The organism is Photobacterium leiognathi (genome assembly GCF_030685535.1).
Taxonomy (GTDB): Bacteria; Pseudomonadota; Gammaproteobacteria; order Enterobacterales; family Vibrionaceae; genus Photobacterium; species Photobacterium leiognathi.
Window position 1 is genome coordinate 1,383,518 of record NZ_CP131601.1, and the last position, 26,906, is coordinate 1,410,423.

18 protein-coding genes and 1 pseudogene are annotated in these 26,906 nt (G+C 40.4%); 18 read left to right on the forward strand and 1 reads right to left on the reverse strand.

Annotation, left to right across the window (positions count from 1 at the left end):
- Positions 1-8 precede the first annotated feature (8 nt).
- Positions 9-1,004 (forward strand): type I glyceraldehyde-3-phosphate dehydrogenase, encoded by a 996-nt coding sequence (gene gap / locus Q7674_RS13500; RefSeq protein ID WP_045063427.1) that lies wholly within the window; start codon positions 9-11, stop codon positions 1,002-1,004.
- Between the two features lie 171 nt (positions 1,005-1,175).
- Complete coding sequence (locus tag Q7674_RS13505; RefSeq protein WP_052679868.1) at positions 1,176-1,757, forward strand: YbaK/EbsC family protein; 582 nt, start codon at positions 1,176-1,178, stop codon at positions 1,755-1,757.
- 108 nt (positions 1,758-1,865) lie between these two features.
- On the opposite strand, the gene Q7674_RS13510 is transcribed toward Q7674_RS13505, so the two are convergent.
- On the reverse strand, positions 1,866-2,321 hold the full coding sequence (locus tag Q7674_RS13510; RefSeq protein WP_305423990.1) for a hypothetical protein: 456 nt from the start codon (positions 2,319-2,321) through the stop codon (positions 1,866-1,868).
- A gap of 541 nt (positions 2,322-2,862) precedes the next feature.
- Between Q7674_RS13510 and Q7674_RS13515 the strand changes: the two genes are divergently transcribed.
- The 16 genes and pseudogenes from Q7674_RS13515 to Q7674_RS13595 all read left to right on the forward strand — a co-directional run bounded on the left by Q7674_RS13515 (position 2,863) and on the right by Q7674_RS13595 (position 26,777).
- Positions 2,863-3,432, forward strand: a complete 570-nt coding sequence (locus Q7674_RS13515; protein WP_045063431.1) for a hypothetical protein — start codon at positions 2,863-2,865, stop codon at positions 3,430-3,432.
- Between the two features lie 3 nt (positions 3,433-3,435).
- Entirely contained in the window at positions 3,436-4,803 is a 1,368-nt protein-coding gene (locus Q7674_RS13520) for a hypothetical protein (RefSeq protein ID WP_305423992.1), read from the forward strand.
- A 192-nt stretch (positions 4,804-4,995) separates the two neighbouring features.
- Positions 4,996-5,901 carry a hypothetical protein gene (locus tag Q7674_RS13525; RefSeq protein ID WP_305423994.1) on the forward strand — a complete coding sequence of 302 codons (906 nt, stop codon included), beginning with the start codon at positions 4,996-4,998 and terminating at the stop codon, positions 5,899-5,901.
- Complete coding sequence (locus Q7674_RS13530; protein ID WP_305423996.1) at positions 5,898-9,041, forward strand: site-specific integrase; 3,144 nt, start codon at positions 5,898-5,900, stop codon at positions 9,039-9,041. The genes Q7674_RS13525 and Q7674_RS13530 overlap by 4 nt, the downstream gene beginning before the upstream one ends.
- A gap of 332 nt (positions 9,042-9,373) precedes the next feature.
- The gene (locus tag Q7674_RS13535) at positions 9,374-11,125 is read left to right on the forward strand and encodes a coiled-coil domain-containing protein (protein ID WP_045063436.1); all 1,752 of its coding nucleotides are present in this window, start codon (positions 9,374-9,376) and stop codon (positions 11,123-11,125) included.
- 2 nt (positions 11,126-11,127) lie between these two features.
- Positions 11,128-11,835, forward strand: a complete 708-nt coding sequence (locus Q7674_RS13540) for an OmpA family protein (protein WP_045063438.1) — start codon at positions 11,128-11,130, stop codon at positions 11,833-11,835.
- On the forward strand, positions 11,832-12,917 hold the full coding sequence (locus Q7674_RS13545) for an HNH endonuclease (protein ID WP_045063440.1): 1,086 nt from the start codon (positions 11,832-11,834) through the stop codon (positions 12,915-12,917). The genes Q7674_RS13540 and Q7674_RS13545 overlap by 4 nt, the downstream gene beginning before the upstream one ends.
- A gap of 4 nt (positions 12,918-12,921) precedes the next feature.
- Positions 12,922-13,260, forward strand: a complete 339-nt coding sequence (locus Q7674_RS13550; protein WP_045063441.1) for a hypothetical protein — start codon at positions 12,922-12,924, stop codon at positions 13,258-13,260.
- Between the two features lie 12 nt (positions 13,261-13,272).
- Positions 13,273-15,513, forward strand: coding sequence for a chemotaxis protein (locus Q7674_RS13555; RefSeq protein ID WP_107229639.1), 2,241 nt, complete (start codon positions 13,273-13,275; stop codon positions 15,511-15,513).
- Positions 15,513-16,172: an OmpA/MotB family protein gene (locus tag Q7674_RS13560; protein ID WP_045063442.1), complete on the forward strand. Its 660-nt coding sequence runs from the start codon at positions 15,513-15,515 to the stop codon at positions 16,170-16,172. The genes Q7674_RS13555 and Q7674_RS13560 overlap by 1 nt, the downstream gene beginning before the upstream one ends.
- A complete protein-coding gene (locus tag Q7674_RS13565) occupies positions 16,162-18,507 on the forward strand; it encodes an EH signature domain-containing protein (RefSeq protein ID WP_237156765.1) in 2,346 nt (781 codons plus the stop codon). The genes Q7674_RS13560 and Q7674_RS13565 overlap by 11 nt, the downstream gene beginning before the upstream one ends.
- A gap of 158 nt (positions 18,508-18,665) precedes the next feature.
- Positions 18,666-19,790 (forward strand): CRISPR-associated ring nuclease Csm6, encoded by a 1,125-nt coding sequence (csm6, locus tag Q7674_RS13570; RefSeq protein ID WP_045063444.1) that lies wholly within the window; start codon positions 18,666-18,668, stop codon positions 19,788-19,790.
- A gap of 32 nt (positions 19,791-19,822) precedes the next feature.
- Positions 19,823-23,371 (forward strand): annotated as a pseudogene (hsdR, locus tag Q7674_RS13580) (type I restriction-modification system endonuclease).
- Positions 23,372-23,460: 89 nt separating this feature from the next.
- A complete protein-coding gene (locus tag Q7674_RS13585) occupies positions 23,461-25,047 on the forward strand; it encodes an N-6 DNA methylase (RefSeq protein ID WP_045063447.1) in 1,587 nt (528 codons plus the stop codon).
- Entirely contained in the window at positions 25,047-26,483 is a 1,437-nt protein-coding gene (locus Q7674_RS13590) for a restriction endonuclease subunit S (RefSeq protein WP_045063449.1), read from the forward strand. Before Q7674_RS13585 ends, Q7674_RS13590 begins: the two co-directional genes overlap by 1 nt.
- Before the next feature lie 75 nt (positions 26,484-26,558).
- Positions 26,559-26,777 carry a hypothetical protein gene (locus Q7674_RS13595; protein ID WP_045063451.1) on the forward strand — a complete coding sequence of 73 codons (219 nt, stop codon included), beginning with the start codon at positions 26,559-26,561 and terminating at the stop codon, positions 26,775-26,777.
- Positions 26,778-26,906 lie beyond the last annotated feature (129 nt).

Consider the following 26,906-nt stretch of genomic DNA (forward strand, 5'->3'; position numbering starts at 1 on the left):
AAACAGTCATGACAATTAAAGTAGGTATTAACGGTTTTGGTCGTATCGGTCGTTTTGTTTTCCGTGCAGCGCAAGAGCGTAATGATATTGAAGTAGTTGGTATTAACGATCTTATTGATGTTGACTACATGGCATACATGCTTAAATACGATTCAACTCATGGTCGATTCAGCGGTACAGTTGAAGTGAAAGACGGTAACTTGGTTGTTAATGGTAAAACAGTACGTGTAACCGCAGAGCGTAACCCCGCAGATTTAAAATGGGATGCAATTAATGTTGATGTTGTAGCAGAAGCAACAGGCTTGTTCTTAACTGATGAGACGGCACGTAAACACATTGAAGCGGGTGCGAAAAAAGTGGTACTAACGGCACCATCGAAAGATGCAACGCCAATGTTTGTTATGGGTGTTAACCAAGATATGTATGCAGGTCAAGATATTGTATCGAATGCGTCTTGTACCACTAACTGTTTGGCGCCTATTGCTAAAGTACTTCATGATAACTTTGGTATTGAATCAGGCTTAATGACAACGGTTCACGCAACAACAGCAACACAAAAAACAGTTGATGGTCCATCAATGAAAGACTGGCGTGGTGGTCGTGGTGCTTCTCAAAACATCATCCCATCATCAACAGGTGCAGCAAAAGCAGTAGGTAAAGTATTACCAGAGCTTAACGGCCTACTAACAGGTATGGCATTCCGTGTACCAACCGCGAACGTTTCAGTGGTTGATTTAACGGTTAACCTTAAAAATGCAGCTTCTTACGAAACTATCTGTAAAGCAATGAAAGCAGCATCAGAAGGTGAACTAAAAGGCATTCTTGGTTACACAGAAGATGCAGTGGTTTCTACAGATTTCAACGGTGATACACATACCTCAATTTTTGATGCAGCAGCAGGTATCGCACTTAATGATAACTTCGTTAAAGTCGTATCTTGGTACGATAACGAAATTGGTTATTCAAATAAAGTGCTAGATCTTATTGCTCACATCTCTAAATAATATAAGCATTAATTAGCTTTATTTATTAAATGAGTATATAGGCGACGTATTTAGCGTCGCCTTAATTTTATATTTATTAACATCATTTCTTATTTAAAAAAGAGTATTCATTAAATACGAATAGCTTTTAATTAAATAAACTGCTTTTCTTGATTGATATAGGATGGATATATGAATAGCGTCCTTCAACTTCTTGATAAATTCTCAATTGATTATCAACTTGTAGAGCACCCATCATCCATAAGCTGTGAAGAATCTGAAGCATATATATCTGATGATATACCTGGGATCCAATTGCGACATTTGTTTTTACGGGATCGTAAAAAACACAGCTTCTTCTTATTTGCTTATAACGCTCAGCGTAAAGTATGCCTAAAAAAAATGGGGCAGATGCTCGGTGTTAAAGGTTTGACGATGGCAAGCATTGAAGATTTAAAACAAATGCTTAATGTTGATTCTGGCGCAGTATCACTTTGTGCAATGATCAATGATACAGAGCATAAAGTGATCCCCTTACTTGATGAAGAGCTTCGAACCGCAACGCACTATTGCGGTGTGCCCAATGTTACCACCGCCACACTTATTTTAAGCAATCAAGCATGGCAACAGTTTTTTAAAGCGATTGATCGTTCACCTGTTTATATTGATGCGCCAGCACGTGAAACAGAACGTGTCGCAGGTACGCCAAGACGAAGGGCGTTAACCGAAAACGAAAAACAACAAATAGAGCAGTTTGATCGGATATTGGATTAGCGGTGAGAGATCACCGCTTTGTTGGGAGTTATAAGTTTACATACTCATAATCTTAGTTACTTAGTGAGTAACTATATGACTCATAAAATTAAATTACTTTTATATGGTCTATGGTGTTTTTGTATCTTTAACATCAATACTGAACAAAAGTTGAGAAATGTCTTGAGATATAAGGTTTTTATCCGATAACCCAACCGAATTTCTAATTTGAATACATAAGTGGGTAAAAGCAAGAATTTCTTGTTCTGTTTGTAAAGTACCTCCAGCTCTTAGAAATGTAGCTAATTGCCTTATTACGAATGAGTCGCCATAAACGCAAATGCGAGATTTAGCATCTGCTAGATTTGCGAGTTCATTCTCAACTTCTTTGCGATCATTGTTTCGTTGAGCAATTGCTATTTTTGATGCTGCGTTCAAAAAATCAGCATATGATTTGTTTTGCAATTCTGTGAGATGACTTACTTTTTGGTTTTTTCTATTAAAGAAAGCTTGGATTAGTGCGCCTATTATTACTCCGCATAAACCAATAACCGGAACTACAAATATAAGTATGCTGTCCATCATTTTCTCCTATAAAAACTTCTAATTAGCAGCAGATATAGAAGTTTGTTTATATCTTTTCATGTCTACAAAGTAAGACAATCATACTAAACTTACTCCTTATAAATCATGATCCTAGTAACGCTTTGTTACTCTTAAAACGGGATTTCAATAAAAGAGTGCTCTGTTGATATCTAGTAGAGTGAAACGTTAATGAGGATGACGTAATCAGAAGTAGGGGATGGTTAGCTGCCAAGGAGTTAAAATAAATTTCAGACACAAAAAATCCCGCTTAAAAGCAGGCTTCTTCGTATCTTAAGAGAATTTGGTGCGTCTGAGTGGACTCGAACCACCGACCCCTACCATGTCAAGACAGTATAATTAAACTTAATCACTATCTTTAAAGTTTTGTTTTATCAGTTTTTAGCTGTAAAACAACAGATTAACCAATATTCATCATGGCTTTTTTTGAGCGCTATCGCATAAATAGCAGTGCTTTTGGTCGCTTTTTGGTCACAATGCTAAAGTTCCTAAATAGTAAATTAAATTTGCATTTAGGGTGTTTATGTTTGAGATTATTGAGCGCTTTCATGATCAACTTTTGGATAATTATGAATTCACTTCTGTATGCGTAGAAGAAATATTTTACGATGATATTCTCAAAGAGCTTTTTGAAGAAGCGAACCCTATATCAGGCCTTAGGGGATGTAATGTTGAAAATGGCGATACTGCTAATTTATTCAATTTAGCGGCGCTACAAAGTCCTATTATTTGTTACAGATATCGTAATCACTTTCGAGTCGTTGCAGGTGTATTTACCCTTAATATGATTCGTAAAGGGATAGCTCAAAGGCATGTACACTCAGATTATAAAGTACCTGTTTTTATACTAAGTAAAAAACCAATAGGTTTAGTTAGAAAACATATTATTCAGTTTGATCTTACTAATATGCTGCTTACAAAATGCTTTATTAGCGATACAAAAAAGATCAGCTTTTTCCTTCACGCATGGTTTGAAAAAGATCAGGGGAAGCGAAGTATTTACCAGTCTAAAGAATGGCTATCTTTATTTCCAAATCTAGATACGACAGAGAAAGTATCTAATTTCTTGTCTATATCAAAAAAGAGCTTGTAGTTTATGGAATCTGAATATGCGCTCAAAAACCTGGTTCCTAAATTAGATGATCATAATGTAGCTCAAATAGATAACTTTCTTGAGAAGATTGAGTGCCCTGAATCATTCAGAGGGTTATATCATGTGGTGAGTTATTTAGAGAACATATCCACTAATCATCATGAAAAATTTAAAGAAATCTTTGGTATTAAAGGGGAGGTACTTGGTTGCTTTGCAGATATTAACCCAGATAAATGGAAAATATTTTCTTTAGATCGCTTAGCAAAAGGTTGGATGAGTGAAAGGCCAATATACGCGTTAATTATTACATTATCTAAGCTTGATAATGATTTCTTCAATAAAGCGGCGTTAACTTTTTTAAAGCATTTTTTTTCTAATGAGGCAAAAATTAAAAATGTTGGTCGTGAGGAAGTATCAGTACGTGCATTTCGATTATTTGTTACCGATAGAAATGCAGATCAATCTATTTTAGATGGTGATAATTCTCTTCTGATTGCTGAGCAGCTACAACATTATAGACATAAGCTTAAAGGTGATAAACCTCGAAATCATACACTAGAAGGTTATGTTAGAGATCTTGAGCATTTTTATCGATTAGATTGGAAACCAAAGCTTAATTTTCAAAGGATACATAAAACGAAGTTAAGAGGTTCATACTGGAGAAATAAAGTTGATCGTATTGAAGGTAGCGAAGACTTATACACATTTACTTTAATAAATAAGCAGATAAACCAGTTTCATGTAGAAGGAGGTTTAGATAGTTCCGAAGATTATCCCTCTTTAACAATTGTTAGGCACTTACCAGAAAACAAGGTTAAGCCTAAACATGAACGACCTGATATATCTATAATTCGAGACAGTCATAAAGATAAAAGTCGAAAATTAGCAATACAGAAAGAAGTAAAAAAGTCACATAACCTTACTGCTTGCTCATCGAATATTTTACAACCTCATGAGCTGTTCTATTTGACTGAGTCACTCTTACAGCAGAGAAAGAAAGATATATTAAAAACCCCAGTGAATGTATTACAGCGTGTGATATTTTTAACGCTATTTCTGGGTGTAGACATAGATTTAATTAAAACGCTGAAAAGAATAGAAAGAAAAGATTCAGAAGGTAATGGAATCTTTTGTGATACTGATAACTGGCACCTAAAATTCAATATAAGCCCTACGGTGAAAATGGGGAAACACAGAACGAACTCCCGTTTATTAAAAACGAAGCCATATACAACGATTCTATTGCCAGATTTTTTTGTTACTTTTTTAAACCTTAAAGACTTAGCTATAGGGGAGAAACTGCTTCCTCTGAAAGGCTCTACAGCGGTTAAAGATGCAATTAAGCAATACCTTAAAACACTTAATCGCTGATATCACATTCAAATAAGTTATAAGTCCATTAGGTATTACCTCACTAATAAAATAAAGTCAGAGTCAAAAATTGACCCCGTTATAATGGAGTGCCTAAGTGGGAAGAGTAATTACTATACAAGATCAATGAGGCACTATAGTTGGCGTGACGATACGGAAAATACGCAAGAAGTGTATAAACTATGGAATGCCGTGAGAAAGGACATTGAAAACTATCAACCTTCAAATTTAATACCTACCCTCAATTACTCTCAACCTCAGCGAGATAGATGTGACAAAGGTATTGGTTCTCAGTTCACGCCTACTAAAGAATCGATAGCATTGTTAGTCGAGTATTTAATTGAACAGCTCGAACTTTCTAACACATTTGATACGATAAAAAGTATCGAGAATTTAAAAAATTATCATAATAATTATACGCTTTACACAGCATATATGTTGTTGAACAGTACCGGATATCGCGCAGTTCATAACCCTTTACCTAGCCTGTCTCTGTTTCTCCCGAACAAAAGTGCTTTATGTATATCTGATAAAGATGCTCAAAAGAGTTTTTCTCACTTTAGAATTGTTGCTGTACCCGAAATCTTGAAACAGCAGTTGATAAACTATTCCGAACATTTGAACAGTATGGGGAACCTGTTAAGTGGCTTGTACCTAAGTGACTCTCAGTCTATGCATTGGCATACATCATTAAATCCCTTGATAGAATCTCACTCTAAAGTAGAGAAACTTGAATGGTTTCTTTCTGAGAAGCACTCGAGAGGAAATGAAGGCGTCTTTAAATTCTTTGATCCAAATACTCATGTCACGACAAATATGAGTCCAAAAATTTTATCTGAGTTAATACCCGAATCAATGCGCTTACCTATCAACTTTGGTCGTCATTATATACGACGTTATTTAGCAAAATTAAATGTAGATATAGAGCTTATTAACTTCCAACTTGGTCATTGGGTGAATGGAGAATTACCATTATCAAATTTATCAACATTCGAACACAGTAAGGCAATTGAAGAGCTCAAAACTCATTTAGATCCAATGTTGGAAGAATTAGGTTGGAAAGTCATTCGCTCAAACTTAACGATGAGAAGAAAATGACAAAGAAAGAGATATTCACAGCTCAGTTACTAAATATTTATAAGAATTACGCTGAAAAAAATATTGGAGAGTATCTGGTATTGTGTGAGCTGTCATTACCTTCTAAAGACGAGCAGAGTAAGCATATTATCAATGTTTATCATTTCTCTTTAACATTATTTGAAGTTGATGGTGGGTATGTCGAATATGAGTCAATAAAAAAGGTAATAAATAAACTTTCTACTTCTTTTGAATTACATAACCTTCAGTTGAAATTACTCAACCTACTGTTATCAGTTATTGAAAAAGTGACTGGTTTGAAGGCAGGCCCACTACCGACATCCTATCAATTAAAACAAGAGCAACCGATTCTCTCTCCAGATATGTTATTAAATTCGAATTTATATCGTGGAATGTATAAGTTGCTGGAAAATAACGATGTTTGTAAGCGTTATATAGCGAACCCATCAGAGTATTGTGGTTTTTTGATCTTGTGGTTGGTATTGAAAGAAGGAATTCGAAACCTCAGTGATGTTATAGCTTTAATTGATAATGAAAACGCAGTTTATACAATTGATAAGCATTGGTTTTTTGAATCCAAGGAAAAGCGATTCTGGTTGTCTACCAAAGCGGAATTATTACTATCAGCTTATTATCAAAAGCAAGGTCATAAAATAAGAAGTAAAGCGCTAAAAGAGGTCAATAGATTCGCCTACAAACATGGGCTTATTTCAAAACTAGAAAAGATAAGATTTTCAGCACTCACAGAAGCTTTAAAAAATGAACATACTCTTTTATGTGGTCCAATTGAATGGGGTATGTCAGCTTATAGTCTCAAATCCACCCACATTAAAAAAGAAACGCTTTATCGTTTAGTCACAGGTATCCCTGTAGAGATAAAAAATACGAACGATGAACATCTAGTGACGACAGTTCGTCAGAATAGGGCGTGGTTTTCTGCATATGATGTCGATAATTCATTAAGAAAGTGTCCAAAATCCAACATCGAAGAGGTAACAGTTAAAGAGCAACTGGCGATCATTAATAAGTTTACAATCAAGATGAAAAAATCTGGCATCTCAGGGAGAAAAGAAAGCACAACGGCACTTCGTAATGAGTTAAGACTTTTTTTGGAGGATAGCGAGCGTTCAAAATCATACCCATGGTGTTGGTTAATCTTGGGGTGGATGTATCAGCTCTTAGATAAAGGTGGGAAAGTAAAGAGCAGCCTTAAGTTAAACACGATTAGATCATATATTGATTATGTTGCTCTCCCATTCATTACAGAGTTTTCTGGTTGTGACCCTTCGCTGCTAAGTGCCTTAGATTGGGCGGAGAAAATAAATATTGCCGCTGAAAAAATACAAGCACCGACCAAAAAAGCATACCTTATTTATTTTTCTGAGTATTTAATCGAAAGTGGGATTACGAAAGGGTTGTGTCTATCGGATATTGATATACCAACTGCAGGCATATTAGTGAATGCAAATATTATTACCCCTAGTGAGGCTGATAAAATAATCCGGGAGTTTGAAAAGCAGGAGGGCATGGTTGGCGAAATCGCCCAGATAATTTTTAACTTAGGGTTCTATGCGGGATTACGTCGTGGGGAAATTAAAGGACTACAGTTTAAAGATTTTCATTCAAATAACGATTTGAGTTATTTCAATCTCCATATTAGACCAAATAAATACCGTGAGCTGAAGTCATCTGATAGCTCACGTAATTTACCTTTAGACGTACTCCTACCAGAAGCAACGAAAGTCCAGCTGAGAGACTATTTAGAGACTCATAAGACTAAATTTAAGCACTATGACTCATTGATATTTGACGACTCAGCATTAGTGGACAAAGCCTTTGATGTTGTCACGATGGTGATGCAAATGGTGATTGGTGACCAAACAGTCAGGTTTCATCATTGTCGCCACTCTTTTTGTAACTGGAGTTGGATCCGTATTCACTCTTATGATCAAGATACGACTAACTCGTTTTCATTTTTAAAGCATGCGTATTTCTCAGAAGCGTCATGTTTAGCATTAAAGCGTAGACTTTCACTGACAGATTATTCGCGGAAAAAAATGTGGGCCTTATCAACATTATTGGGTCATGCTTCACCAACAACGACAATTTCATCTTACTTACATATAGCGGAGTGGATACGGCGAACGAGGTTTGCTTCTCATTGCGCAAGTGAGTCTGAGTTGAGAGCATTCTGGGGAGAAAGGATAAAAACAGATGAATGTGGAAGAGTTAAATGTGATGGAAGAATACGACAAAGGGTTCACGAAATAATGCCTCCAGCCCTTGAATTTGTTCATCATGAAATGTCTATATCTCCCCCCGTTAAGGGTTCACTTCATGATGATAAAAAAGCACTCAGTGATATCAATATTTCATTAGTATGGCGAGTGATTCGACGGTTGGGAGAGGGGATAAAAATAGAGGAAGTCTCTGAAGGATTAAATGTAAGGCAAAGTGCAGTAGAAAAGATCCTTGCCATGGACAAAGAGTGCTCGACACTTGCCTATCAACAATCCAAATATTCGTTACAACCATTACTTAATTATCAGAAACTGAACCGTGGTAATATTGATACATTACAAAAGCTTATTATTCGGTTTGAAAAAGTAAAAGAAACCGATGAATTCAAAAAGCTTGATTTGGCATATATACCAATGATTGTCAGCGCATTTGTAGGGGCGAAAGATGGGTTGATTCGAACTTATCATCCCAAAGCGGCGTTGACTTTAATTCGGCTTTTCAAATTATTAAAAATTCCAACGGATAATATCAAAATCAAATGGTACTTTCCTTGTGAGCAGAATATTTCCTTATGCACATTGCAAAGTTATCTTAAGCACTTTAATTTTTGGCAAGAATCCATCACAAAACATTGTGGGTATCGTGGCTTGAACGTTGAGGTTATTGCACCACATATATTGAGAGGTCAGATACCGCCGTTCGTTGATGCAATCACTTGGAGTGATGATGGTAAGTATCTCGCTTATAAAGCGCCAGGTTATATCAGCATTCATGTGAGACAAACAAGATTTCAAAATCAAAGATGTAATGCGCAAGGTGAAATAATCATTACCCCTCAAAGAACCAAAGCATTGATAAGTTTCATTCGCTTACTGTGTATTAAGTATTGGATAACTTGAATAAGTTATTCAGCCTACGAGTTAATGGCTGTGCCTACAAACAACCGTATTTTGTTGTTGCGGTAATTATTTAAAGCAGACGCACAGTAGTTGATTGATGATATGAGCTAAGCATCATCTCTGGCAAGAACGTCTCCAACAGCAAAAAGATAGCGGTAGTACTATTAACGACTGATGTCAGTGAGCTGTTGTCACATAGCAACAGATCAGTAAAAAGCTAGGTGGGTAGAAATACCCGCTTACGAAAAAGGATTCATAAGTTATGGAATGCACCTGAATAAATAAGTAAAATCCGCAAATTCCTATCAAGCACTACAACTAGTTTTTTATATATGACCGATATACTCGCTGACATCATTGCCTCATTTAGCGCTGCTGCAATTTCAGATGCATTTATCTACAGCATTTTCTTTCTATTAGTACTCTCTGGTGTACTCGCCTATGTGGGGAGAGCACCTAGGTTTACCGCGAGCACTACAAATCTTCTTACCTCACTAGGAATATTGGGTACTTTTGCAGGTATTGTTGTTGGTTTGATGGAGTTTAATCCAACCGATATTGATGGCAGTATCGAATCTTTGCTTGCTGGTCTTAAAACAGCGTTTTTAACAAGCCTTGTCGGTATGGCGAGCTCAATCATATATAAAGCTATTCTTGGCACTATCCCGCAACGCGATAAAGAAGTAGTTAAAAATGTAGGACCGGAAGAGATTTTCTCAGTTATGTCTGCTCAACTTAATGCTTCACATGAATTGTTGTCGGCGATCAAGGGTGATGAAGACTCTTCCTTAACGTCGCAGATTAAGAATCTTCGAACAGATATCAACGATGGACAAAAATCACTTAGCCGATACATGGAGAGAACAGCAGATAATAGAGACCAATTCCAAAAGATGTTATGGCAGAAGATGGATGAGTTTGGTGATCTGCTATCTAAATCAGCAACAGAGCAAGTTATTAATGCGCTTAAAGAAGTAATTATTGAGTTTAATGACAAACTAACTGAACAGTTTGGTGAAAATTTTAAGCGTTTAGATGAGTCTGTGAAGAAGCTAGTCGATTGGCAAGAAAACTATAAAAATCAACTTGAAGATATGGCAACCAAATATCAATTAGGTGTTGACGCTATTTCATTAACAGAAAAGTCAGTGGCAAGTATCAATGAGCGCACAGAGTCAATTCCAGCAACGATGGAAAAGCTTCACCAAGTGATGGAGTTAGGTCATGGTCAAGTAACGGAGTTAGAACATCGCTTAGAAGCATTCAAAGATCTTCGTGATAAAGCAGTAGAAGCAATGCCGCAAATTCGCGAGCAAATGGATAATACCATGTCTATAATTGGTGAATCAGTTAAAGCAGCATCGACACATTATGAGTCAATGCTGCAAGAGTCACAAAATATTATTGACAACTTTAGTTTAACTGCTGCTCAAAGTGTAGAAGTCATGAGAGTAAACCTAGAGGAAGGTGCGGTTAAAGTATCGCATGAGCTTGAAAATAGAGCAGTAGAGATCGGTAGTAGCCTCGCCGCAGCGTCAAATGATATTACTGAAAACGTTACAACTGCGTCTGGTGCTCTTCAAAACAGCGCATCATATATAGCGAACAATTCAGAGCAGATCAAACAGCACTTAGAAGATGCAATGGTGGAACTAAATGGTCATTTACGTGTTCTTGTTGCAGACATTAAAGACGATGCACGAGAAACGGGTAATGTTCTAAAAGAAGCGAACCAAGAGTTGCTAAATAGTACGAAGGAAATTCAGTCAGAAACAACATCAGCGATCGCAAAACTTCATGATCGCTTAGAAACCACTTTAGAAGAAGTGTTCAAGGTGCAGGCTGAGGCGGTACGTAGAACATTTGATAGCTTAGAAGATCAGATCACTCAGTCAGTAGGTAGAACTGGCAGTGCGGTAGAGAAACAAGTGGAAGTACTTGATCTGCAAATGCAGCAAGAAATCAACCGAACCATGAATGAAATGGGTGAAGCGCTTGCGACGATTACTCAACAATTTACCCGCGATTACCAAGCGTTAACACGTGAAATGTCGAATGTTGTAAATAGTAAAACTGCAGTGTAACGATGGAAAAGTTATTCGGAAAAAACAAATCTACGGGTGATAGCGGTGAACATTGGATGTCAGTATCAGACTTGATGGCAGGCCTGATGATGGTGTTCTTGTTCATTTCTGTTGCGCTAATGCGTGAAGCTATGGTTGAGCGTGACAAAATAAAAGAAGTCGCAGAAACTTATCAGAAAACCCAGCAGGCCATCTATATTGCTCTGCTAGAAGAGTTTGCTAAAGATCTTGATACATGGGGAGCTGAAATTGATCGAGATACATTGAGTGTCAACTTTACTGCGCCTGAAGTACTGTTCGGCAATGGTAAGGCGAACTTATCTGAGCAATTTCAAGTAATTTTGAATGATTTCTTTCCTCGTTACCTTGAAGTGCTAGAACAATACAAACCGATTATTCAAGAGATCAAAATTGAAGGGCATACTTCTAGTCGTTGGAACCAAGATTCTAGTGATTACGAGGCTTACTTCAATAATATGCGTTTATCACAGTCACGGACGCGTGCAGTACTTGGCTATGTAATGAAGCTTGATGATGTTCGTGCACAACATTATGGCTGGGTAAAAAATAACGTTGCGGCAGTAGGTTATTCTTCATCTAAAGCAGTTGTTAAAGATGGTGTAGAAGACGAAAAAAGCTCTCGTCGAGTGTCTTTTCGTGTAATCACTAACGCTGAAGAGCAGATATTGAAGATCCTGGGGGCGGAATGAAACTAACGCTTAATCTTCATTCCCTTATGCGTGCGATTGAAATTATGGAGCCAGAGAGAAGTGGTAAATTCACTCTGGAACTTCACGAGACTCACATCGATAAAATAACGGCAGAACTAGAGAAAGGTAAGGATGTAGAGCTTAAGGATGTAGAGATAGAATCAGGTCTTTTAAGTTATAAAGGACGTCATGTCACACTCTATATAAAAGCGAATGGAACCAGTGCTCGTTTTCATGTTTCTGACTGTTCAACATTGCAAGGTATGAGGGCAAGTGGAAGATTTGAGCGTTACGTGGTCACAAACAATACTTCAGGAGAATTCCTAGTTGATACCTCCTATGGAGAGAAAAAGGCGAGGCTAAAGGTATGTCAAAACTGTCTACGTAAGCTTAATTATAAAGGTTGTAATACGACAACAAACATAACGTCGATAGTTCAGAGCTTTAACATGGCGGAATTTTTTGCTACCTATAGTTCTTTCTTTCCGCACATGCCGTCGCGACGAGCTGAGACCGCTGAGAGTGGCTACAGTGATGATTGGTCAAAAATATCCTCCCACTATCGAGTAGAAAAAAACTTTGAGTGTGAAGAATGTAAAGTGAACATGCGTTCTAACCGTGCGCTTCTGCATGTTCATCATGTTAATGGTGTTAAATCAGATAACAGGCCGTCAAACCTTCGTGCACTGTGCATCGACTGCCACAGCAAACAACCCATGCATGAGCATATGGCACTCAGCCACAGAGAGCGTCAGACAATAAATGATCTGCGTAAACAGCAAGGTTTACTTGATGACCTCGGTGAGTGGCAAGAGTTGTTTGATTATTCAGATCCAGGTGTACATGGCGTACTGCATGCTTGTCGACAAGCGTATTTGAAACTCCCTGAAATTAACTTTTTTGTTGAAGACAGTTTCGGAGGGTTAGCCGCACGGCTTGAACTTGCGTGGCCGAAGCACAAATTTGGTGTCGCAATATCAATGAATGATATTGAAGATGCAAACAGTAATGGTTGGCAGGTCGTGGGTATTAATGACTTTTTGGAAAATTACAAATCACAAGCTTATAACTTAAGGCACTAAATAAATGCAGGTTAAGCTAGAAGAGATAATTGAGAGAATCATTTCAGTCAACCATGCTTGGAAGCTCTCAAGAGAAGAGTTTGGCAATGAGTTCGCTGCAACTCAATCTCTCAGACACACAAAATCGTCATTACAAGCAACATTGCTCCGGGAATTTCCTCATGACGCCTATCTTTTAAAAGCGACAGATAGTGATACTCAAGACGAAGATATGTATAGCGTTCGGTTGGAGTCGCCAATCCTTATCAACGGATTCGAAAGATATGATGCGGAACACCTTCCTGTTCGTGTAGCTGATGAAATTTTAACGAAACAAGAAATTACTAAATTCCTAAAAAAATAGGTGCGATTTTATATGTACGACCACTTGGCTTTCATTTCTGGTGACTGGGTTACAGACGCTATTATTTTAACGACTGCAGCGGTTTTCTTGTTCTTCTCTTTCCGAGAGTTAGTGGCCGTTATTAAAACAAAAATTCAACTCAAAGGGCTTGGCAAGATTAAATTAAAAGCTTCGTCGAACATTCTTGATTCGAAAAGCTTGAAAAAAGATCAGCTGGTATGGGTGACCGATCATCTTGTGTATACACCGACTCAAGATGGTATCGCCGTGGAAACAAAAGGTGATTTATGGTTAACCAAATCACCAATTTCACAGATGCTTCCAACAATCGATTCTTCTCGTTACAAGCTGATCCCCGCATTATTAACCAGCATCGGTATTACTGGCACATTCCTTGGTATAACGCTAGGTCTAAGCGAATTTACTATGGCTGGGGACTCGAAAGCGCTATTGGCTTCTGCTGCTGAACTGCTAGAGGGGATGAAAACTGCGTTTTATACATCACTTGCAGGTTTAGGTACCTCTGCTCTATTTATGGTGTGGATGAAAATATCTTCAAGCGTATTAGCAAAAGCTCAGAAACAGCTAATCAGCACACTCTCTTCTCAATACTTTGAAGCGAGCCCGATCTATTACCTGAAAAACATGTCCAACGAGGGGCAAAAAGAAGTCCTGGAAGCCCAGCTTCGCACTGCGTCGGCAGTGGAGTTAATGGATGAGAAAATGGAGGCGACAAGTCATGTTCTTGCGCAGCTTGGGACTTCATTTAATGGTGAAGTTATTGCAAAGCAGATATCGACAGCATTAGTTGAGTCCATCGAAACAAGTATGTCTCCAATGCTTAGAGATATTAAGCAAGAGCTTGGCGCACTCAAAGATATTAAAGAACAATCACAGAAAGAGTTAGTTGAGCTTCTGATCCAAGAAATGAAATCAGAGCTAATCGCCCCAGTTGCTGAAGAGCTAAGTAAAACCAGTGCGGCAGTAACAAGCAGCAACGAGGTTACCTCACAACTGAATAGTAATATTGAACGAGTAGTGACCAGTACCTCGGAAACAGTTGATACGATCAATGAGTTCCAAAAAGAGACGATGCTTAAACTGCAATCTTTTGCTGAGTCACTTAAGGGAATACTAGCCAGTTTCAAAGAGGATACACAGGGTGCAATGACCTCAATAGCTTCAGAAGTTAACACTATGCTGAATAATGCATCGCAAGGTATGGATTCTCAACGAGTAGCGTTTGAACAAAGTGCAAACAAAGCTGCGAGTGCATTTGAAGGCATGAAAAATTCGCTAGAAGTAGCACTCGATGAACGCCAAAGTGCAGAAAAAGTTCTCTTTGAAAATGTAACAGGCCGCATTAACGGTTTGCTATCAGAAATCTCGACTTCATTCGAGAATCAAACATCGGTGTTGGCGCAAACGGGTGAAACTGCATCTAACTTGATGAATCAGGCTCAAAAAGACTTTGAAGTATCGGTCCAAATACGTCGAGATGAAGAGTCTCACCTGTTTGGAGAAATGGAAGGCAGAATCAATGGGTTAGTTCAAAACTCACAAGTCATTTTCCAAGAGCAGGCGGAAGCAATCAAACTTGTTGGTGATGAAGCAAGTAGTGTTATGCAGTCGGCAAAATCTGAACTTCAGCAGGGTCTTGGTGACATTGATTCAAAAGTAAAATCAATGTCGGCAACCGTTCAATCAGAACTAGAAACGTTCCGAGAACAATACCAACAAAACCTAACTTCTTACTTTGAACAGCAGAATAACCTACTAGAAGGTAGCCTCAGCAAGCAACGTGATGGCTTAAATGATGTGGTAGACAACTTCCGCAAAGTATTTGAAAGTGAATACCAAGCACGCCATAACTTATTACAAGAGTTAACGGCTCAGTATCAAAAGCTTGAAGCATCAGCTCAGACGGTGGAACGTGTAGCTAAAGCTATTGGTTTGAACGAAGCATCTAAAATGGCTGAACTTCAAGACGCTGCTCATACAATGAGCCGAGAAATTGCGTTGCTGAAAAAAGAGTATGCAAAAGCATCGGCAACATTCACTGATATCACTGAGAATTTACCAAAAGCGATGGATGAATATTTCACTCGCGCAAATGAAAGCTTTGAAACATTCTTTAATGACTTCGACCAATCGGCAAGTAGTATTCACAATAAATTGTCTCAGGCTGCTGGCTACCTAATTAACTCACAAGTATTACGCCGTGAGTTCGAAGCTGACGAGGTGAAAGCATAATGCGTGGTTTAGGAGCAGCGCCCAAAACGGCGGATGTTGAGGAATCAGGCGTTTGGCTTTCTGTTGGGGACTTAATGTCTGTGCTTCTTATGATATTTGCATTATTGCTTATCAGTGCATTAGTACAAATATCTGAAGTATATGAAGAGAGTCAAAATACTCGAGTTGTCATTATTAAAGGTATCAATGATGCGTTAAATGCAGCAGGCATTGAGGTTAAAGCCGACTCTGATACGGGAGATATCTCTATTACGGATTCGATTCTCTTTGACTTGGATGACTATAGGTTAAAACCTTCGGGTAAAGAGTTTTTGAACAAATTCATACCAATCTATTCGGATGTGGTATTTCAATCGAAAGCCACAGCAGATGAAGTCAGTCGAATTGTTATTGAGGGGCACTCGAGCTCTGAAGGATCTTTCAATCGAAATATGGAACTTAGCGTCTTACGAGCGAATAGTGTTACTGCTTTTGTAAACTCAATGCGCTTTGAGAATAAGCATCGTTTCTTTGACAAAGTGGTAATTTCAGGAAGAGGCCCTATTGAGGCAGATCAGTCTATAGCGCAAGCGTCTGATAGAAAGGTAAAGTTTCGTTTCCAGTTTAAAGATGATGAGTTCTTAGGAAACTTCTCAGAGGTAGAGAAAGTTGAAAAATAGCGTTATTTCATTTGCTCAACCATCCTTACCATGCAAAGTGGGTATTGAAAAAATTTCATTTGATGACTTTTTTGATATGGGGAAAGGCGCAACTGTCCTTCCTAGTTTTCCACCCAAAACTTTATTGCAGATCGTTAACTTAGTGGATGCTGGTCGTGCGGATGAAATCTCAATTTTCGAGTGGTTGGAGGTTACAGAAAATACAGACCAATGGACTGAACTAACGGATGATCAAACCTTAGATGCCTGCCGTGCAATATGGATGGCAATTTGTTGTACCCCCGTTTTGGGGGATATCGCGTTCTTTAAAGTCGCATTAGCAATTGATGGTAAGCCTAGCAGCATAGTCCCTCAATTATTGGAGACGATGAGCATTGTGCGCACGGTAAATGGGCTTGATGAATTATGCTCAGAAAAAATTGACTGGTTATTATCTCTTCAAGCGCAACAGTATCGTGAGCTGGCTAATGTCTGCTGGAATGCAAACCTAACGCCTTATTATAAAACGAAGTGGTTGCGTCTGCCGCTAGCGAATACCTACCTGACTCAAATACAGCAGGAAGTATGCTCGGTTATTGATCCTCAATCATACGATGAGAAAAGCGATAATTGGTTGTATGAGTGTTTTCTCTCTTTACAAACAACCAAAGAGAGAATCGCTTTTTGTGAACGCTTTATTCTGCGTTTTTCAAAAAATGCATATTCCTATCTATGTGGAAAAACGATTGAAGAGCGCTGTTTGCCATTTAATGAAGATTGCTACTGGTATCTGTTAAGTGAATCAGCTAAGGAAAAACTTAAAAATCAATTCGGTTTATCAAACTATTATGAGTTGCATGGTATATCAAGACTACTTTCTCAAGACAACACCGAGGATGCGTTAGGATTTGATGAGCAGAAGCGGCGCCAAATTCACAGTCGGACAATGTTTTGGTCTAACTATACTAAGCATTTTAAACGTATTAGAGCGCTACTCCCTGACTCTAGTTTCAATTATATCGCACAGTTTAATGATGGCTTACCACCGTTCGTTGATAAACTTGCACCATCGGAAAGTCAGGATAGTGAAGTGTATATCTTTGAGTTGAGTAAACTCATCGTAGTCGAGTTTTTAAGAGGCGGGTTGAGTGAGACACGTTTTTTCAATGCCACGGATTGGAATCTAAAGCGCTTGTTTGATAGTAGAGAGCTTTCAATTGATGACATTCGCAGTCTGTCGCAGCAAGAAGTACATGACCACTTAGTGGGATGGCAGTACTTCTGTGAGAAGTTGCTGCGAATGAAGTTTAAACTCACTCCTACAACAGGTAAGCCTTATTTTAAGGGGTTACCTCCAAGTGTGAACAGTTATTGTGAAACTAAGGGAATATTGAGCGCACTAGACCCGAAAATGATGACTGAGCGAAAGATTGCACTTGCTCCTTGGGTAGAACAGTTCTGGAATGTTGAGTTTAAAACAGGTAAATACGGCGAGTTTAGTGATACTCAAAAACAAAGCAGTGTATACCTGAAGAAAGCACTAATGGCGAAGCAGTTAGGAAGTCATGATGAGTATGAAATGTTTATCAGTAAAGCTGCCGAGCATGGTAATCCTGAGGCGATGTGGCAGTTAGGTAGAACTATGTTACTTGGTGCAAGAAGCACTTCAGCAATGAGAAAGCAGGGAGAGGATTGGGTCGGAAAAGCTGCCAGTCTCGCACACCAGGAAGCGAAAGAAACGGCAATCAGATTTCGCATTCCTTTTGTAGAGTATGTACAGCCAAAAGCTGAAGAGATAATTTTGCATGAAAAGAAAAGTGAGCTTGAATCTTGTCTTGATTCCTTAGCGGCTTCACGATACTGGGACCAGCAACAAGGATTGAAACTTGCGAAGAAATTGTTATCGAATATCGATTATAAACCAGTTCTACTTCACGCATTGGTAGCACTACTCTCGAAGTCACAAAGAATTGAAATTCGCTTCGAGATTACGTCTATGGTACAGAAAGAGGGTGATGTTAATGCATTGATGAATACTGCTCTCGAGTTAAGTAATGGTTCGGTAATAGAGCAAATTAAAGCTATTGAGTTATATGAGCATTTGCATGAAAGAAACGTAGATGTGAAAGAAAAAGTGAACGCTTTGGTTAAGTTTGCAGATGATTACCAGCGTAGATCCGTTCTAGTAGTTGGACTGAGAACGCTGTCTAATTGGGGCGATTTAGATGCTACTTACCAGTTGGCAAAAATAATGCGAGTAAGTGAATCAGCAGAAGAACGACAACTTGGTTTAACGTTGATGAATTTTGCCGCTAGTCGAGGGCATGATAAAGCTAAAGAAAGTCTCAAGCTTTAGGAATAGTTGGCGCATCTCGTAAGAGATGTGCTCTGTTTATAGTGAGAATAAATCAAGAAATATGAAGATTGTTGCGCTTTAATAAGCGTAAGTCATGTAATATCAATTCATTCAGTATATTAGCGTTAGAATCATCCCAACTCATCTCAGATTACTCTATGAAAAACATCCTCCTATCTACAACTGGCGCAAGCCCGCAAGTGCTGACAGAAACCTTGTTCGCCCTCCATCAAAGTGGGCGAACATTTCCAGAGGAAGTGTACGTTATAACCACCCAAAGCAGCCTAGAAACGTTAACCAACGGCTTATTTCGAGATGGTCACTTAAATGCACTTAAAGAAGAGTACCAACTACCAGATTTCAAATTTGATCAAAGCCACATTTGGCTGATTGAAGACGAACAGGGTGAATACATTGATGATGCTAAGTCGATAGAAGACCAAACCTCCATGGCGAACTTTATCACTCGCAAGGTTTATGAACTCACTCAAGATGAAAATGTCAGCATTCATGCTTCGTTAGCGGGTGGGCGCAAAACTATGGCATTTTACTTTGGCTACGCCATGTCCATCTTCGGGCGAGAGCAAGACACACTAAGCCATGTCTTTGTTGATGATCAATACGAGTTTGTGCGCGACTTTTGGTATCCAACCAAAGCCCCTAAGTGGGTAACGGGGAAATACGGACAAGGGGATATTGATCTGAGCAAAGCGACGGTCACGCTAGCGGAAATTCCATTTGTGCGTATGAGAGCCTCTATTGAACCAAGCTTAATTGCTTCTTTAGCTAACCTATCATTCAGCCAAACCGTAGGTATGCTCAATGCGGGTCATAAACAGCAGATCAACGTCGTGCTTGACACCTCAGCCAAGTTAATATCAACACTAGGGATTGATATTAAGCTCACCGCAAAAGAGATGGCATTTTACGTCTGGTTGCTAGATAAGGGGGGCAACGGCTTGTTGGTTGATCGCTATTTTGAAGAAGAGACCGAGCATAGTATTAGCTTTCTGGCTCATTATTGTGAGGTGGCGACCGATCCGCGTATATTCAACACCTTTAATACGACGCCCGAAGACTTTAAAATTGGTGACTACACATCATTAAAGGGCATGGAGCGAAGTTTTCTTCAACCCGTGTGCTCTACAATAAATAGTAAGCTTAGAAAAGCCCTACCAATCCAAACCGCTGATAAACTGGAAATACAATCCAGAGCAGTAGGAAACGATCAGCACTACAGCATCACGCTGGCGGATAGTGACGGTTTGGTAACGTTAGTTTAATGGTCAGAATTTGTATGCAAACGGAGCAGCGAATGGCAACGTCCAATTTTGAATTTCTAAAAGGCGTTAACGACTTCTTATTTTCGATCGCACGAGCGGCAGAAAAGAACTACCCGGATGATCCCAACACGACTTTGTTCAAGGTGCGTGTTTTCGGCGAATCAACCGCTAAACATCTTGCGAAAATTCTGGATATTGAAACGCCAGATAATCAGCATGACTTGCTACGAGAATTAGCCAAAGTTCCGTTTGTCGATGACAATATTCTCAAAGTCTTCCACCAGTTGCGTCAAATTGGCAACCAAGCAGTGCATGAATACCATAACGACCTTGAAGATGCCGCTATGTGTCTGCGCTTGGCATTTCGTATTGCGGTTTGGTACTACCGTCTGGTCACCAAAGACTACGATTTTGCCGTGCCAGTTTTTGTATTGCCAAGCTCGGAAAATAGCGACAAGTTTGAACAAGAAATTCTCTCGCTAAAAGCGCAGCTTGCTTCTGCATATCAAACGGAAACGCAAACTAAAGCAGAAGTCGCGGCGCAAAATGCCAAGCTCATCGCGTTAACAGGTTACATCTCAATTCTTGAGAGCAACAAAGATGAAACCCAAGAGCAAACACAGCAACGCATTGAAGCGCTAGAAGCCCAACTAAAAGAAAAAGACGCAGAGCTAGCGAAGAAAACCGAAGTTGAACGCAAAGCTTATAAGAAGCAAATGCTTGATCAAGCTGCTTCACGAACGCTAGATCTGAGCGAAAGCGAAACCCGCTACCTGATTGATCGCCAACTGTGCAAAGCGGGTTGGGATGCAGACAGCGAAAATCTAAAATTCTCGAAAGGTACTCGTCCACAAGTGGGTCGCAATATGGCGATTGCGGAATGACCAACAGGAAAAGATGAAACTGGAAAGCTAGGGTATGCAGACTACGTTCTGTTTGTTGGTCTCAAACCTATCGGCGTGATTGAAGCTAAAAAAGCCAATAAAGATGTCGCAGCTAAACTGAGCGAATCTTACCGCTATAGCCAATGTTTTGATCATGATTTTCTGCGCAGTGAATTGCAAGATGCAGCCAATGATCCGCAGTCATTAGACTTAATAGCCGAATCACTACCCGCTTATGTGCCGACATGGTCGGATTCATCGTCAACTACGCCGTATAAAATTCCGTTTTGCTACTCAGCCAATGGGCGTGACTATCGTGCGGCGGTGAAAACCAAAAGTGGTATTTGGTGCCGTGATGTTCGCCACCCAACCAACATGACCAAAGCGCTACCAGAATGGCATCGCCCAGAAGAACTGATCGCCAAGCTAGAAAGCGACAACCAACTTAATAACCGTTGGTTTCGTGACAACGCAGATATGAGCGACCTTGGGTTACGTTACTATCAAGAAGAAGCGGTTCAAGCGGTTGAAAAAGCCATTGTGTCTGGTCAGCAAGATATCTTACTTGCCATGGCAACCGGAACAGGCAAAACCCGCACAGCGATTGCTTTGATGTACCGTTTGATCCAATCTCAACGCTTTAAACGCATCCTATTTTTGGTCGATAGAACCTCGTTAGGCAAGCAAGCGTTAGATTCGTTTGAAGATACCAACATCAAAGGCGATACCTTCAATAGCATCTTCAACGTTAAAGGGCTGACTGACCGCTTCCCGGAAGACAGCACCAAGATCCACGTAGCAACGGTACAATCACTGGTGAAGCGTACCTTACAGAGTGATGAGGTGATGCCAGTTGGTCGCTATGATTGCATCATCGTTGATGAGGCGCACCGTGGCTATATTCTTGATAAAGAACAGACCGAAGGGGAAGAGAAGTTCCGCAACGAACTGGATTTTATCTCTTCTTATCGCCGCATTATCGATCACTTCGATGCGGTTAAAATTGCCTTAACCGCGACACCTGCGCTGCACACCATTGATATTTTCGGTGGTGAGAAAAAACAGCCCGTGTATCGCTACAGTTATCGTAAAGCTGTGATTGATGGCTACCTTACCGACCAAGAGCCACCAATCCGTATTGTGACGCAATTGAGCGAAGGTGGCGTTTACCTTTCACAAGGTGCTGAAGTGCAGCGTTTGTCCAACCAAGGCGAACTGGTTAACGATACCTTAGTTGATGAACAAGGCTTTGAAGTCGCTGATTTTAACCGCGCACTAATCGCCTCCAATTTCAATAAAGTGATTTGTGAAGAGCTGGCGAACAACCAAGATTTCGCGATTGACCCAACCAGCCCACAAAAAACCTTGGTCTTTTGTGTCAACAATACCCACGCAGACATGGTGGTGGAAGAGTTACGCACTGCGTTTAAAGCCAAATATCCGCAGCTAGAACATGATGCGATCATCAAAATCACTGGGGATTCAGACAAAGACGCCACCAAAGTCCAATCCATGATCACGCGCTTTAAGAAAGAACGCTTACCCAACATCGTGGTCACCGTTGATTTGCTTACCACGGGTATCGACATTCCGAGTATTTGTAACTTGGTGTTTATGCGTAAAGTGAAAAGCCGAATTTTGTACGAGCAAATGAAAGGGCGAGCGACGCGTCTTTGTCCAGAAGTAGGCAAAACGTCTTTCCGTATTTTCGATGCCGTGGATTTGTATTCAACCCTGCAAAGTGTCGACACCATGCGCCCAGTCGTGGTGCGCCCAAGTGTTGATTTAGAAACACTAGTCAATGAAATTACCGATTCGGAAACTTACAAAACCATCGAAGCGGACGGCCGTAGTTTTGCTGAGCATAGCCACGAACAATTGGTTGCTAAGCTGCAACGCATCATTGGTCATGCTCAGTTTAACCGTGATAAATCCAAAGACATTGAAGCGCACATCAAACGTTTTGATGAAATCTGTACCGAAACAGCAGGGTGTGACTTCTTAGGTTTAGCTAAAAAACTCAAAGAGAAAGGGCCAAAATGGTCGGCAGAAGTATTTAATAAGGCCACCAACCTCATTAGCCGTTTTGAGCAATTGAAAACCGAGATCAACGCGCTGCGGGACATGCCGATTTTTACCGATTTGCCGGATGCTGTCACTGGGGTCAGCCAAGTATGGGGTGACCATGACAGCGCCGATGATTTCTTAGAAGCGTTTGATCAGCTGGTGGATGTGTCGGTCAACCAACAAGAAGCGCTGGATATCATTATCAACCGCCCTAGGGATTTAACTCGCAAAGGGTTGATTGAGCTTCAAGAATGGTTTGATGCACAAAACTACAATGATGCTACCTTGCGCCATGCGTGGAACGTCGCCAAAAACCAAGATATTGCTGCCAAACTGATTGGTCATATTCGCCGCGCCTCGATTGGCGATGCGCTCATGCCATTTGAACAACGAGTTGATCTCGCATTGGCACGTATTCTCAAAGCCAATGATTGGAATGATGAGCAAGTCAATTGGTTAGAACGTCTAGCTAGCTCAATTAAAGAGAAAGTGGTACTGGATGATGACACCTTTAAAACCGATAACTACAAGCGCAAAGGCGGAAAACGTAAGCTTATGAACGTATTTAATGATGAATTAGACATCATACTCGCTGAGTTCAACGAATATATGTGGGATGAGCGCGCCTAGCCCATTACAATAACCCTAATCCTTATCCATGATTTCCTGCTGTGGTTAAAGATGTGCAGCAGGAACGGAATACTAGTGAAGAGAATCAAATGAACAATAACGATCTGGTCGCCAAACTTTGGAAACTGTGTGACAACCTGCGTGATGGCGGGGTGTCTTACCAAAACTACGTTAACGAGCTAGCGTCTTTACTGTTTTTAAAAATGTGTGAAGAGACAGGGCAAGAAGACGAGTTGCTACCAGAGGATTTTCGTTGGGCGAACCTGAAAGCCAAAATTGGTCAAGATCAGCACCAGTTTTACCGCAATATGTTGGTACAGCTTGGCGCCGATGAACACGCCATTGTTCGTGCGATTTTCCAAAACGTGAATACCACCATTACGCAACCTGCACAGTTGACTGAACTGGTTGCCAATATGGACAGCCTAGATTGGTACGACGGCGATGCAGGTAAAAGCCGTGATGACTTCGGCGACATGTACGAAGGCTTATTACAAAAAAATGCCAACGAAACTAAATCAGGCGCAGGTCAATACTTTACGCCGCGCTCGCTTATCAGCACCATCATCAAAGTGATGCAGCCACAGCCGCGTGAGATTATTCAAGATCCGGCGGCAGGTACAGCAGGCTTTTTGATTGAAGCGGACAAATACATCAAAGCCAACACCAACGATTTGGAAGATTTGAGCAATGATGACCAAACTTTTCAAATGAAAAAAGCTTTTGTTGGCTTAGAGCTAGTACCAGAAACGCGCCGCCTTGCGCTGATGAACTGCCTACTACACGATATTGAAGGCGATGACAACGAAGGGGCGATCCGTTTAGGCAACACCCTGGGCAGCGCAGGTGAAAACTTGCCAAAAGCGGATGTGATTTTAACCAATCCGCCATTTGGCAGCGCAGCCAGCACCAACATTACTCGCACCTTTGTCCACCCAACGGGCAACAAACAGCTTTGTTTTATGCAGCATATTTATGATGCCCTAGAGCCTGGCGGTCGTGCAGCCGTGGTGATCCCAGATAACGTCTTGTTTGAAGGCGGCAAGGGCACAGACATTCGACGTGATTTGATGGACAAATGTAACCTGCACACCATTTTGCGTTTGCCAACCGGCATTTTCTATGCGGCTGGGGTAAAAACCAACGTCTTGTTTTTCCAAAAAGGCACGTCAGAAAACCCACACCAAGATAAAGGCTGCACCGTCGATACATGGGTATTCGATATGCGAACCAACATGAACACCTTTGGTAAACGTCGCCCGTTAACTGAAAAACACTTTGATGTATTTGTGAACGCTTATGGCGCGGATAAAAACGGTCAATCAGCTCGTGAAGAGGGGGTTTATGAAACTCTCGGCAACATCTTTGCTGAAGGGGAAGACTCTGTAGAACACATCATTGAAAACGCTCGCTTCCGCAAGTTCAGCCGCGAATATATCCGTGATCAAAAAGGCGATAGCTTAGATATTTCATGGCTCAAAGACCTAGAAGCGACCAGCGTAGAAAACCTGCCTGCGCCAGAGTTGCTGGCAGGCGAAGCAATGGCAGAACTGACCGAAGCGATGGCAGAGATTTACCAGCTGATGCAAGCGCTAGGGGCGGATGATGTCGCTGAAGGGCAAAAACAGCTTGTGGCAGAAGCCTTTGGTTTGGCTGAAAAGCCGGAGGCAGAGTAATGAGTGAATTGCCGAAAGGGTGGGTAGGAAGTACGATCGGTGAAGCATGTTTGATCGAAAATGGTCTGCGTAAACCTATTTCATTAAAAGAGCGAGCAGGCTGTCAAGGTGACTTTCCTTACTATGGGGCAACTGGGGTCATAGACTATTTAAATAGCTATACTCATGAAGGCGAGTATGTTCTTATTGGTGAAGATGGTGCCAACCTTTTATCTAAGTCTAAACCATTGGCTTTCATTGCCAATGGGAGGTATTGGGTAAACAATCATGCTCATACATTAAGATGCCTTGCAGACAGCCCAAATTTATATTTAGAAAAGTATTTCAATTCTCTTTCTTTAGAATCGTGGGTTACAGGCTCCGCGCAACCGAAGCTTACTAAAAAGAACCTAGAAAGTATTCCTTATCCTCTAGCCCCACTAGCCGAACAAAAACGCATCGTCGAAAAACTCGATGAGGTATTGGCTCAGGTCGACACCATCAAAGCCCGCTTAGATGGCATTCCAGCATTACTAAAACGCTTCCGCCAATCGGTACTCGCTTCTGCGGTGTCGGGTAAGTTGACGGAAGAATGGCGTAAAGACAATGAAAGCGGTTGTCCACAACAAGAAGTAGAAAGCATAATCGAGAGTAGAAAAACACTCGTTACTAAGCGAATGCAAGTACCTCAGGAGCATCTAAAAAACGAGGAATACCCGATTCCAGAAGATTGGAAGTGGGTATCGTTGGACTCCTTATCTTCAAAAATTGTAGATGGTGTTCATCACAAGCCAGAGTACGTAGACGAAGGTGTTCCCTTTATGTCAGTTAAAGACATAAAGGGAGGTAAAATCTACTTTGATAATTGTAAGTATGTTTCGTTAGAAACACATGACGAAATTCATCCACGATGCAATCCAGAAAAAGGCGATTTATTGGTAACTAAAAGTGGCACTATTGGTCGAACGGCTATCATCAAAACTGATGAAATATTCGATTTGTTTGTAAGTGTTGCGTTGATCAAACCAGCCTCTAAAAAAGTAAACATGGAGTTTATAAATATTGCTTTGATGCACTGGGTAAATAGCATTGACGTTTCGAGTCGAGTAGTTGGAACAGCAATAAAAAATTTGCATCTACGTGATATGAGAGTTTTAGCTGTTCCATTTGCACCACTTACCGAACAAAAAGAAATCGTTCGCCTAGTTGACCAATACTTCGCCTTCGCTGACACCGTCGAAGCGCAAGTGAAAAAAGCGCAGGCGAGGGTAGATAACCTAACCCAAAGCATCTTGGCAAAAGCTTTCCGTGGTGAGCTGGTGGCGCAAGATCCAAACGATGAGCCAGCTGATAAACTGCTAGAGCGCATCTCCGCCGCTCGCAAAGAAGCCGAAGCACTTGCTAAGACAGCGAAAAAGGCAGAGGCGGCCAAAAAAAGAGCCGCAAAAAGTGTATAAGTTCTAAGCTTTACTTTGTTGTTTTAATAAAGGGGCGAAAGCCCCTTTTTAGTGTTTGTTATCTGAGAGTTTTAAATGTTTAAAGCTATTTTTGAGTTGGGTAAAACAGTTGTGTCATTAGTAGGGGGTATTTTTTCTCTCATCCTAACACTGTGCCAAATTTTCGCTAATTTATATCGTGCTAACAAAATTGAAAAAGACACCAATCAAGAAATTGATCGGCTAATGCGAGAGATCGAGTTAGCTGAGCGTAAGCGCAGTCTGGAAAACAGGTTAGAGAACCACAATAAGTAATTGTTTCCGCCATCATTTAGATTTTTTATAAGCAAATAATATGTGTTGCAAATAGGGCGTAATTTGCGTCTGTGCGAAAATCACTGACGTACAGCTTCTTTTATCAGGGCAATCGCTAGAGTCTCTTAG